A 10,704-nucleotide genomic window follows, 5' to 3' on the forward strand; every position below is an offset into this window, starting at 1 on the left:
GGCCGGCAGGCCGACCCGGGCCGCCTTGCGGCCGGTCCGGAAGTCCCGCACCCGCCAGCCCTGCGCCCGGGCGTGCCGCCGCAGCGCGCCGTCCGGGTTCACCACGTACGGGTGGCCGACCAGCGAGAGCATCGGGATGTCGTTGGCGGAGTCGCTGTAGGCGGCGCACCGGTCGAGGTCGAGCCGTTCGCGCCGGGCCAGCGCGCGCACGGCGGCCGCCTTGGCCGGGCCGTGCAGCAGCTCGCCGACCAGCCGGCCGGTGTACGCGCCGTCGCGGGCCTCGGCCACCGTGCCGAGCGCGCCGGTCATGCCGAGCCGGGCCGCGATGATCCGGGCCACCTCCACCGGGGCGGCGGTGACCAGCCAGACCCGCTGCCCGGCGTCCAGGTGCATCTGCACCAGTGCGCGGGTGCCGGGCCACACCTTGTCGGCGATGACGTCCTCGAAGACCTCCTCGCAGAGCGCCTCCAGGTCGGCGGTCCGCTTGCCGGCCACCACGCCGAGCGCGGTGTGCTTGGCGTCCGCCATGTGCTCCGGGTCCTCGGCGCCGTGCAGCCGGAACCAGGCCTGCTGCCAGGCGAACCGGGCGATGTCCCGGCGGCTGAGGAAGCCGCGCCGGTAGAGGCCGACGCCGAGGTAGAAGATCGCGGCGCCGCGCAGGATGGTGTTGTCGCAGTCGAAGAAGGCGGCGGCGCGCGGGTCGTCCGGTTCGGGCGTGTGGTTGCCCTCGGGGGCCCTGGGCGCCTTGCCGCGCCTGGCCGGCGGCGCCTCGCCGGGCTCGTCGGCGGGCGGCGTCGCCCCGGTGGGCGGCTCCGGCGCGGCCCGCAGGGCGGCCTCCGCCGCCTCGGCCGCGGCCTCGCCCGCCAGGGCGGTCCGGGAGCTGGTGGATCGCCTTGTCGGGATGAGCCTTCGGAGCACGGCCATGTCACCGAGCATAGCCAGCGACCTGCGCGGTAGCCGTGACGGCGGGGTGCCCGGCGGGTGAACGGGCGGAAGGCAGGTCGTGTCCGGCCGGTCCGTAGGGGCGTCGCACAATGGCGGGGTGAGCCCACTGCTGCGACGTGACAAGAACCCGGGGCCGAAGCCGGCCGACCGGACGGTGACCCTGGTGGCCAAGCCCGGCTGCCACCTGTGCGACGACGCCCGGGAGGTGATCGTCCGGGTGACGGCCGAGCTGGGCGCGGCCTTCGAGGAGAAGGACATCACCCAGGACGAGGAGCTCTACCGGCGCTACTGGGAGCAGATCCCGGTGACCTTGATCGACGGCCGCCAGCACGACTTCTGGCGGGTGGACGAGAAGCGCCTGCGCACCGCCCTCGGCGCCTGACCCCGCCCGCGCCCCCGCCCGCCGGGGGGTGCCCCCCGACCCCCGCCGTCCGGCGGGGGCGGTTCGCCGAATCGTTGCGAAGATTCCGCGTGCTCGGCTTGGGGCGCCCCCCTGCGGTCGGCTTACGATCGAACTCGTTTGCGCCCATGGGGGGCTGAGCACGCGAGGAGTGCCGCCATGCTTCCCGGCCGTTCCCCGGCAGCGCCCGCCGACCCCCCGGTGCCGGCCGCGCGCGGGGGCTTCGCCGTGGTGGACGTGGAGGCGACCGGCCGCAGCCCCTGGCGGCACCGGGTGGTCGAAGTGGCCGTGGTGCTGCTGGACGAGCGGCTCCGCCCGCAGGGCGAGTTCTGCACCCTGCTGGACCCGCTGGGCCCGGTCGGCCCCACCCATGTGCACCGGATCGAGCAGGAGGACGTCGAGGGCGCCCCGCGGTTCCGGGAGATCGCGCCGAGGCTGCTGGAGCTGCTGGCCGGCCGGGTGCTGGTCGGCCATCACGTCACCTGCGACCACGCGTTCCTGGACCGCGAGTTCGCCCGGATCGGGGTGCCGCTGCCGCCGGTGCCGCTGCTCTGCACCATGCGGCTGGCCCGCGCCCACCTGCCGGAGGCCCGCGGTTTCGGCCTGGCGGCCTGCGTGGAGGCGGCCGGTCTCGGCGGCTTCGCCGCGCACACCGCGCTGGGCGACGCCCGGGCCACCGCGGGCCTGCTGCGGCACTGCCTGGACGCGCCCTCCTGCCCGCCGGGGGACTGGACCGGCCCGCTGCGGGAGGCGGCCCGGGTGCCGTGGCCGAGACTGGGGCGGGCGCGCTCGCGCCCGTCCGGCGAGCAGGTCCCGCTGGTGGCGCGCGACGTCACCCGCCCGCCCGCCGTCCCCGCCCCGCGCGACCTGCCGGACCGTCCTCCGTACGGTTCCCGGCCACCCGCTGCACCGCCCCCGGCGACGGCCCGGAAAGCGGCCGGTGCTATGGGCTCGACGGCGTGATGCGCATCACTGTGCGGGGACAAATCGGACACCATCTTTGTGCACACGTTCACAAACGCATAGCCTGGCTGCCAAAGCCCAGCTTCACCCACAGGAGCACCGTGGCAATCGGCCGATCACCACAGAGCAGTTCGCAGACGCCCGACCCGGGCGCCGCGCGCCGACCCTCGCGTGCCCGGGGAATCCCCGAGGCGACGGTCGCCCGGCTGCCCCTCTACCTGCGCGCGCTCACCGCTCTCTCCGAGCGCTCGGTGCCGACCGTCTCCTCCGAGGAACTGGCCGCCGCGGCCGGGGTGAACTCCGCCAAGCTCCGCAAGGACTTCTCCTACCTGGGCTCCTACGGCACCCGCGGTGTCGGCTACGACGTCGAGTACCTCGTCTACCAGATCTCCCGCGAGCTGGGCCTGACCCAGGACTGGCCGGTCGTCATCGTCGGCATCGGCAACCTCGGCCACGCGCTCGCCAACTACGGCGGCTTCGCCTCCCGCGGCTTCCGGGTCGCCGCCCTGCTCGACGCCGACCCGGCCGTGGTCGGCAGCAGCGCGGCCGGCCTGCCCGTGCGCCACATGGACGAACTGGAGTCCATCGTGGAGAGCCAGCATGTCTCGATCGGCGTCATCACCACCCCGCCCGGCGCGGCCCAGCAGGTCTGCGACCGGCTGGTCGAGGCCGGTGTCACCAGCATCCTGAACTTCGCCCCGACCGTGCTGACCGTCCCGGACGGCGTGGACGTGCGCAAGGTGGACCTCTCCATCGAGCTGCAGATCCTCGCCTTCCACGAGCAGCGCAAGGCCGGCGACGAGCCGGACCGCACCGAGTCCGTGCTCGACCGGGCCCCCGGCCCGGTGCGCGCCGCCGCCGCCAAGCTCCGCCGGGCCGCCGGGGGCAGCGCCAAGACGCGCACGGCCGCCGAGGACGCGGACCCGGCGGCGAAGGGCAAGCCCGGCAACGCCGGCGAGGGCGAGCTGTCCGCGGTGATGCCGGCATGAGCACCGAGATTCGTGGGACCAGGGAGCGGGCGTGAGTCTTCTCGTCGTAGGGCTGAGCCATCGCACGGCCCCGGTCGGCGTGCTGGAGCGCGCCGCGCTGACCGGTGCGGTGCCGACCCGGCTGCTGCACGACGCGGCCGCGTCCGCGACCGTCGCCGAGGCCGCGCTGCTGAACACCTGCAACCGGATCGAGCTGTACGCCGACGTGGACAAGTTCCACGCCGGCGTCGCCGAGCTGTCCCTGCTGCTCGCCCACCACAGCGGGGTGGACCTGGAGGAGCTGACCTCGCACCTCTACGTCCACTACGAGGACCGCGCCGTCCACCACCTCTTCTCGGTGGCCTGCGGCCTGGACTCGATGGTGGTCGGCGAGGGCCAGATCCTCGGCCAGCTGCGCGACGCCCTGGCCAAGGCCCAGGAGGAGCACACCGCCGGGCGCGGCCTGAACGAGCTGTTCCAGCAGGCGCTGCGGGTCGGCAAGCGGGCGCACAGCGAGACCGGCATCGACAAGGCCGGCCAGTCGCTGGTGACCTTCGGCCTGGAGCAGGTCGCGGTCGGCGCGGGCGAGATCGCGGGCAAGCGGGCACTGGTGGTCGGCGCGGGCTCGATGAGCTCGCTGGCCGCCGCCACCCTGGTCCGCGCGGGCGTGACCGACCTGCTGATCGCCAACCGGACGCCGGCCCGGGCCGAGCGGCTGGCCGAAATCCTCGGCTCCGACGTCGCCCGCACCCTGGAGCTCGCCAAGGTGCCCGAGGCGCTGGCCGACGTCGACCTGGTGATCTCCTGCACCGGCGCGGCCGGCGTGGTGATCAAGGCGGACGACGTCGCCGCCGCCGTCGCCGCGCGTGCGTCCTCGACCCCGCTCGCCTTCCTCGACCTCGCCATGCCGCGTGACGTCGACCAGGCCGTGCACGAGCTGCCCGGCGCCCTGCTGGTCGACCTGGAGAGCCTCTCGCACGCCCACGCCGCCACCCCCGGCGCGGGTGACGTCGACGCCGTCACCGGCATCGTCGCCGACGAGGTCACCGCCTTCGGCGCCGCCCAGCGGGCCGCGCGGATCGCCCCCACCGTGGTGGCGCTGCGCGCGATGGCCTCCGAGGTGGTGGCCGCCGAGCTGGGCCGCCTGGACTCCCGGCTGCCCGGACTGGACGAGCGCTCGCGCGCCGAGATCGGCCAGACCGTCCGCCGGGTGGTCGACAAGCTGCTGCACGCGCCCACCGTGCGGGTGAAGCAGCTGGCCGCCGAGCCCGGCGGCGCCTCCTACGCGGAGGCCCTGCGCGAACTCTTCGACCTCGACCCGGCCGCCGTGCACGCGGTCTCGGGCACCCCGATCGGCGCCCAGCAGCCTGCGGGCGGGAGCGCCGGATGAACCGTCAGCCATCCCACGAGTACCACCGGGACGATCACCTCATGAATGGTCAACCGCTCACCGGCCGGACGCCGGAAGCCACCGCGGCCCCCCTGCGGCTCGGCACCCGGCGCAGCGCGCTCGCCATGGCCCAGTCGGGCATGGTCGCCCGGGAGGTGACGCGCCTCACCGGACGCCCCGTCGAGTTGGTGGAGATCACCACCTACGGCGACACCTCCCGTGAGGCGCTGGCCCGGATCGGCGGCACCGGGGTGTTCGTCTCCGCGCTGCGCGACGCGCTGCTGGAGGGCCGGATCGACTTCGCCGTGCACTCCCTCAAGGACCTGCCGACCGCCGAGCCCGCGGGCCTGGTGCTGGCGGCCGTCCCGCAGCGCGAGGACAGCCGTGACGCCGTGGTGGCGCGCGAGGGCCTGGCGCTGGGCGAACTGGTGGAGAAGCTGGCCGGCGCGGGCCGCCCGGCCCGGATCGGCACCGGCGCGCCGCGCCGGATGGCGCAGCTGAACGCCTGGGCCCGGGCCAACGGCGCCCAGCTGGAGACGGTCGCGATCCGCGGCAACGTGGACACCCGGATCGGTTTCGTCACCTCCGGCGAACTGGACGCGGTGGTGCTGGCCACGGCCGGCCTGAACCGGCTCGGCCGCGACGCCGAGATCACCGAGCACCTCGGCCACGAGGTCATGATCCCGGCCCCGGGCCAGGGCGCGCTCGCCGTCGAGTGCACCACCGCCAACACCGGCCTGACCGCCGCCCTGTCGGCCCTCGACCACGCCCCCACCCGGGTCGCGGTGGCCGCCGAGCGCGCCCTGCTGGCCACCCTGGAGGCCGGCTGCTCCGCGCCGGTCGCCGCGCTGGCCGGCTGGAACCACCAGACCGAACTGCGGCTGGAGGGCGTGGTCGGCACCCCCGACGGCGCCACCCTGCTGAAGATGTCCGCCCACGGTCCGATCGTCCTCGACGAGACCGCCGAGCAGCAGGCGGCGGCCCTCGGCCGCGCGCTGGCCGCGCGGCTGCTCGACGAGGGCGCGGCCGCCCTGATGGGGGAGCGAGCCCGATGAGCCCCACCGCCGCCACCGACAGCCCGTTCCCGGCCGACAGTCCCTTCGGGGGCACGATCCCCTCCGCCGGCCGCTGCACCTTCCTGGGCGCGGGCCCCGGCGACCCGGGCCTGCTGACCCTGCGCGCGGTCGAGGTGCTGGCCTCCGCCGACGTGCTGGTCGCCGACCCGCTGACCGCCGCCGCCGTGCGCAGCCACTGTCCGTCCGGCGTGCAGGTGCACGCCCCGGGCGCGGAGGGCCCGGACTTCGACCTGGCCCGCCTGGTCGCCGAGGCCGTGCGGTCCGGCAAGCACGTGGTACGGACCGTCGACGGCGACCCCGGCCTGGACGGCTGCGCGGCCGAGGAGATGCTCGGCTGCGCCGGTGCCGGGATCGCCTTCGAGGTGATCCCGGGCGTCGCCCAGTCGGTCGGCGTGCCGGCCTACGCGGGCGTGCCGCTGCGCGGCGCGGCCGGCACCGACGTCCGCTTCGTGGAGGCCGCGGCGCTGCTGGCCGGCTCCCCGGTGGACCTGGGCGCGCCGGAGACCACCCTGGTGGTGCGCACCACCCTGGGCCAGCTGCCGGCCACCGCCAACGCGCTGGTGTCCAACGGCCGCAAGCCGGACTCCGCGCTGAGCGCGACGCTCTCCGGCACCACCACCCGCCAGCGCACCTTCACCGCGACCCTGGCCTCCATCGCGGCGGACCTCAAGGCCGCCCGGGTGCTGCCCTCCCCGGTCTCCGCCCCGGTCGACCCGGCGACCGCGGTGATAGCCGTGGTCGGCGAGCAGGTCGCCCACCGCGCCTCGCACTCCTGGTTCGAGACCAAGCCGCTGTTCGGCTGGAACGTGCTGGTGCCGCGCACCAAGGAGCAGGCGCACGGCCTCTCCGAGCAGCTGCGCTCCTACGGCGCGGTGCCGCAGGAGGTGCCGACCATCGCGGTCGAGCCGCCGCGCACCCCGCAGCAGATGGAGCGGGCGATCAAGGGCCTGGTCACCGGCCGCTACGAGTGGATCGCCTTCACCTCGGTGAACGCGGTGCGCGCGGTGCGCGAGAAGTTCGAGGAGTACGGCCTGGACGCCCGGGCGTTCGCCGGGATCAAGGTCGCGGCGGTCGGCGAGACCACCGCGCAGGCGCTGGTGGACTTCGGCGTGAAGCCGGACCTGGTGCCCTCCGGCGAGCAGTCCGCGGCCGGGCTGCTGGAGGACTGGCCGCCGTACGACCCGGTGTTCGACCCGATCGACCGGGTGCTGCTGCCGCGCGCCGACATCGCCACCGAGACCCTGGTGGCCGGCCTGGTCGAGCTGGGCTGGGAGGTCGACGACGTGACGGCGTACCGGACGGTGCGCGCCTCGCCGCCGCCGGCCGAGACCCGTGAGGCGATCAAGGGCGGCGGTTTCGACGCGGTGCTGTTCACCTCGTCCTCGACCGTGCGGAACCTGGTCGGCATCGCGGGCAAGCCGCACAACGTGACCGTCATCGCCTGCATCGGCCCGGCCACCGCCAAGACCGCCGAGGAGCACGGCCTGCGGGTCGACGTGATGGCCCCGGCGCCGTCGGCGGCCGCGCTGGCCCAGGCCCTGGCGGACTTCGGGGCCAAGCGCCGGGACACCGCGACCGCCGCGGGCGAACCGGTCTACCGCCCCAGCGAGCGCCGTCCCGGCTCGCGCCGCAAGGCGGCGCGCTGACGCGGCGCCGCACCAGGGACCGGGGGCGGCCCGACCGCCGCCCCCGGCATCGCACCATCGTCCGGAGAGAGAAGCCGTGTCCGCTGAATTCCCGTACGTCCGCCCCCGCCGGCTCCGTTCGACCCCGGCGGTGCGCCGGCTGGTCGCCGAGACCCGGCTGCACCCGGCGGAGCTGATCCTGCCCGCCTTCGTGCGCGAGGGGATCACCGAGCCGAAGCCGATCTCGTCGATGCCCGGCGTGGTCCAGCACACCCGGGACTCCCTGCGCAAGGCCGCGGTGGAGGCCGCCGAGGCGGGGATCGGCGGCATCATGCTGTTCGGCCTGCCCGAGGTGAAGGACGCCACCGGCTCCGAGGGGACCAACCCGGAGGGCATCCTCCAGCAGGCGATCCGCGACGTGGTCGCCGAGGTCGGCGACCGGCTCGTGGTCATGTCGGACCTCTGCCTGGACGAGTTCACCGACCACGGCCACTGCGGCGTGCTGGCCGCGGACGGCAGCGTGGACAACGACGCCACCCTGGCGCGCTACGCCGAGATGGCCGTGGTCCAGGCCGAGGCCGGCGTCCACATGGTCGGCCCCTCGGGCATGATGGACGGCCAGATCGCCGTGATCCGCCGGGCCCTGGACGAGGCCGGGCACCAGGGCGTGGCCGTGCTCGCCTACACCGCCAAGTACGCCTCCGCCCTGTACGGGCCGTTCCGCGAGGCCGTCAACTCCTCGCTCCGGGGCGACCGCAAGACCTACCAGCAGGACCCGGCCAACGCCCGGGAGGCGCTGCGCGAGCTGGAGCTGGACCTCGCCGAGGGCGCCGACATGGTGATGGTCAAGCCCGCCATGCTCTACCTGGACGTGCTGCGGCAGGTCGCCGACGCCTCCCCGGTGCCGGTGTCCGCGTACCAGATCTCCGGTGAGTACGCGATGGTCGAGGCCGCCGCCGCCAACGGCTGGATCGAGCGGGAGCGCACCATCCTGGAGACCCTCACCTCGATCCGCCGGGCCGGCGCCGAGCAGGTCCTCACCTACTGGGCCGTCGAGGCCGCCGCGCTGCTGAAGTAGCGGCTGCCGCGGCAGCACCCGCGCACGCCGAAGGCCGGGCCCCTCCGACGGGAGGGACCCGGCCTTCGTGCGCGCGTCCGGTCAGTCGCCGAGGTGGGCGAAGCCGCCGCCACCGCCGAAGAGGGCGGTGGAGGTGGCGGCACCTCCGCCGAACTCGCCGGCCTCGATGTGCGAGGTGTGGGCGATGCCGCCGCCCCCGCCGGCCGCGAACACCGGGTCGGCGGAGGCGACGAACCCGCCGCCGCCGGCCACGCCGACGTGCGCGGACGCCGCGGGGGCGGCGACGCCGGCCAGCGCCAGCGCGCCGATCGCGGTCAGGGTGATCTTGCCCAGCATGCTCTTCATGGATCTGCCCTTTCTTCCGGAGCGCCCGGTGCGGACGCTCTGCCTTGGGGGGTGCCGTCGGAACGCCCGGAGGGCCCGGGGACCAGACGTCCCCGGGCCCTCCGTCGCGCCGTGCGGCTGGATCAGCCGATCAGGTGCGAGACACCCGCGTCGCCCGAGGACTGGGTGTTCTGGCCCACGTTGCAGATCTGCTTCGGGGTGCTGTTGAGGACCGGGACCTCGATCGGCACGGCGATGCCGATGATGCCGACCGCGACGTTGTGGATCTCCGGCAGGCAGATGTTCGGGTTGTCCAGCACGTGGGAGTTCGGGCTGTGGTCGCCGTAGGTGCCGGTGTGGTTGGTGCCGCCGTTGCCCTGGGCGGAGACGGCGGCGCCGTCCGAGTCGGCGATGGCGCCGGCCGAGCCCGCGGACATCGCGATGGCGGCGGCGGCCAGGCCCGCGGCGGCGAGGGACTTCTTGATCATTTCGGTGTTCCTCTCGGGGGGTGAATCGGGGAGCGATTCGAAGGTGGTCGGTTCGGGTTGTGACTCTGCCGGGACGGGCGGGTCAGCCGATCAGGTGCGAGACGCCCGCGTCGCCGTGGCTCTGGGTGCCCTGGCCCTGGGTGCAGTACTGCTTGCCACCGCTGTTCGCGATCGGGACCTCGACCGGGACGGCGACGCCGAGCACGCCGACCGCGATGTTGTGGATCTCGGGCAGGCAGACGTTCGCGTTGTCCAGGAAGTGGAAGTTCGGGCTGTGGTTGCCGACGGTGCCGGTGAAGTTGGTGCCGCCGTTGCCCTGGAACGACCCGGCGGCGCCGTCCGCGTCGCCGATGGCCGAGGCCGGCGTGGCGGCGGCGGCCAGCGCCGCGGCGGCCAGGCCGGCGGCGGCGAAGGACTTCTGGATCATGAGGAGATCCCTCTCTGAAAAGCTCGGTTTCCGTGCGGTTTCCGTGCGTACAACGCGTTCAACGCTCAGACCCGGTCTGCGGTCACTGACGTCCAGATCAAAGAATCACGGCTCGGAAGGTTACGGGGATTCCGGAAAAGAGTCCGGGAGGCGCGGCGGTGGAGAGATTCCGGTCGGATTATTAACCCGAACCGGTTAACCGCCGCCATCGGGGGCGCCGGTCGCTCGTTGAGCCCATTGCTTTCGGTCGCGCCCGCGCGGCCGACTCCCCCTTTGATCTCCAGTACGGACAGGCAGAACGGTGAAAAGCATGAGGTTCTCCAAGCGGGCCGGCGCGATGCTGCTGGCGGTCGGTGCGGGCGTGCTCGCCTCCCAGGGGGCGGCCTCCGCCGCCCCGGTCAGCCCCGAGCAGGTCGGGGCGCTGGAGGACCAGCTGGCCACCCAGCAGGTACCGGTGGACATCCCGCTGGCGCCGCTGGACAGCCGGATCTCGGGCGGCATCCCGACCTCGCTGCTGATGCCGCCGCCGCCCGCCCACACCACCGGGGACGCGCTGATCCCGGACCGCATCGTGCCGGCGCTCGGGATCGGCAAGGTCGCCCCGACCGCGAAGGCCGAGCTGCCGCTGCCGCTGGTCGACCGCAGCGCCGACCTCGGCGAACTGCTGCTGGACGCCCCGGCCGCGCCGCTGCACGCCGACACCCCCGCGGTCGGCATCGGCAAGCCGCTCGCGCTCGTCGAGGACGGCACCGGCCAGCTGGCCGACGGCCGGCTCAAGCTGGACGAGATCGACCCGCGGCTGATCACCGGAGCCGTCCAGGCGGTGCCCGGGGCCAAGGCCTCCCTGGGCAACGAGGACGAGCGGATCTCGGTCACCGACTCGCTGGGGACCCTGGCCGCCACCGCGACCGCCACCACCACCGGCGTCGTCTCGGAGACCGGCCTGGCGGGCCTGGCGCAGGCCTAGCAGGACGCCCAGGGCGCCTCGGGATCCCCGGGGACGCCCCGGGACTCCCCGGG

Annotated in this window: 12 protein-coding genes; 8 read left to right on the plus strand and 4 right to left on the minus strand. The window is 74.7% G+C overall.

All coding sequences use genetic code 11. The annotated features are described in order from the left end of the window. The coding region (locus tag ACFXAM_RS34740; protein ID WP_380297426.1) for an HAD-IB family hydrolase at positions 1 to 924 on the minus strand (924 nt) is incomplete at its 3' end. 118 nt (positions 925 to 1,042) lie between these two features. On the opposite strand from ACFXAM_RS34740, the gene ACFXAM_RS34745 reads away from it, so the two are divergent. The 7 genes from ACFXAM_RS34745 (at position 1,043) to hemB (ending at position 8,445) form a co-directional block, all read left to right on the plus strand. Continuing rightward, on the plus strand, positions 1,043 to 1,327 hold the full coding sequence (locus ACFXAM_RS34745; RefSeq protein WP_380297428.1) for a glutaredoxin family protein: 285 nt from the start codon (positions 1,043 to 1,045) through the stop codon (positions 1,325 to 1,327). A 177-nt stretch (positions 1,328 to 1,504) separates the two neighbouring features. Continuing rightward, a complete protein-coding gene (locus ACFXAM_RS34750) occupies positions 1,505 to 2,308 on the plus strand; it encodes an exonuclease domain-containing protein (RefSeq protein WP_380297430.1) in 804 nt (267 codons plus the stop codon). A 101-nt stretch (positions 2,309 to 2,409) separates the two neighbouring features. Beyond that, positions 2,410 to 3,297 carry a redox-sensing transcriptional repressor Rex gene (locus ACFXAM_RS34755; RefSeq protein WP_380297432.1) on the plus strand — a complete coding sequence of 296 codons (888 nt, stop codon included), beginning with the start codon at positions 2,410 to 2,412 and terminating at the stop codon, positions 3,295 to 3,297. Between the two features lie 31 nt (positions 3,298 to 3,328). Continuing rightward, entirely contained in the window at positions 3,329 to 4,666 is a 1,338-nt protein-coding gene (locus ACFXAM_RS34760; RefSeq protein ID WP_380297434.1) for a glutamyl-tRNA reductase, read from the plus strand. Positions 4,667 to 4,707: 41 nt separating this feature from the next. Next, the gene (gene hemC / locus ACFXAM_RS34765) at positions 4,708 to 5,721 is read left to right on the plus strand and encodes a hydroxymethylbilane synthase (RefSeq protein ID WP_380297436.1); all 1,014 of its coding nucleotides are present in this window, start codon (positions 4,708 to 4,710) and stop codon (positions 5,719 to 5,721) included. Next, positions 5,718 to 7,388, plus strand: coding sequence for a uroporphyrinogen-III synthase (locus ACFXAM_RS34770; protein WP_380297438.1), 1,671 nt, complete (start codon positions 5,718 to 5,720; stop codon positions 7,386 to 7,388). Before hemC ends, ACFXAM_RS34770 begins: the two co-directional genes overlap by 4 nt. A gap of 76 nt (positions 7,389 to 7,464) precedes the next feature. Then, positions 7,465 to 8,445: a porphobilinogen synthase gene (gene hemB, locus ACFXAM_RS34775; protein WP_380297440.1), complete on the plus strand. Its 981-nt coding sequence runs from the start codon at positions 7,465 to 7,467 to the stop codon at positions 8,443 to 8,445. Between the two features lie 81 nt (positions 8,446 to 8,526). Here hemB and ACFXAM_RS34780 read toward each other — a convergent pair whose 3' ends face one another. From ACFXAM_RS34780 to ACFXAM_RS34790, 3 genes are all read right to left on the minus strand, one after another. Next, positions 8,527 to 8,790 (minus strand): hypothetical protein, encoded by a 264-nt coding sequence (locus tag ACFXAM_RS34780; RefSeq protein ID WP_380297442.1) that lies wholly within the window; start codon positions 8,788 to 8,790, stop codon positions 8,527 to 8,529. A 122-nt stretch (positions 8,791 to 8,912) separates the two neighbouring features. Then, the gene (locus ACFXAM_RS34785) at positions 8,913 to 9,257 is read right to left on the minus strand and encodes a rodlet layer protein (RefSeq protein ID WP_380297444.1); all 345 of its coding nucleotides are present in this window, start codon (positions 9,255 to 9,257) and stop codon (positions 8,913 to 8,915) included. Between the two features lie 82 nt (positions 9,258 to 9,339). Beyond that, positions 9,340 to 9,684, minus strand: coding sequence for a rodlet layer protein (locus tag ACFXAM_RS34790; RefSeq protein ID WP_380297446.1), 345 nt, complete (start codon positions 9,682 to 9,684; stop codon positions 9,340 to 9,342). A 310-nt stretch (positions 9,685 to 9,994) separates the two neighbouring features. On the opposite strand from ACFXAM_RS34790, the gene ACFXAM_RS34795 reads away from it, so the two are divergent. Beyond that, positions 9,995 to 10,651 carry a hypothetical protein gene (locus ACFXAM_RS34795; protein WP_380297448.1) on the plus strand — a complete coding sequence of 219 codons (657 nt, stop codon included), beginning with the start codon at positions 9,995 to 9,997 and terminating at the stop codon, positions 10,649 to 10,651. Positions 10,652 to 10,704: the final 53 nt, after the last annotated feature.

It is taken from the genome of Kitasatospora sp. NPDC059462, from assembly GCF_042749955.1.
In the GTDB taxonomy this organism is placed as follows: Bacteria; Actinomycetota; Actinomycetes; order Streptomycetales; family Streptomycetaceae; genus Kitasatospora.

Bases quoted from the DNA above. Each gene is read 5' to 3' on its own strand.
- ACFXAM_RS34750 (WP_380297430.1), top strand. From the start codon at position 1,505: ATGCTTCCCGGCCGTTCCCCGGCAGCGCCCGCCGACCCCCCGGTGCCG.
- hemC (WP_380297436.1), top strand. From the start codon at position 4,708: ATGAATGGTCAACCGCTCACCGGCCGGACGCCGGAAGCCACCGCGGCC.
- ACFXAM_RS34770 (WP_380297438.1), top strand. From the start codon at position 5,718: ATGAGCCCCACCGCCGCCACCGACAGCCCGTTCCCGGCCGACAGTCCC.
- ACFXAM_RS34780 (WP_380297442.1), bottom strand. From the start codon at position 8,790: ATGAAGAGCATGCTGGGCAAGATCACCCTGACCGCGATCGGCGCGCTG.
- ACFXAM_RS34785 (WP_380297444.1), bottom strand. From the start codon at position 9,257: ATGATCAAGAAGTCCCTCGCCGCCGCGGGCCTGGCCGCCGCCGCCATC.
- ACFXAM_RS34790 (WP_380297446.1), bottom strand. From the start codon at position 9,684: ATGATCCAGAAGTCCTTCGCCGCCGCCGGCCTGGCCGCCGCGGCGCTG.
- ACFXAM_RS34795 (WP_380297448.1), top strand. From the start codon at position 9,995: ATGAGGTTCTCCAAGCGGGCCGGCGCGATGCTGCTGGCGGTCGGTGCG.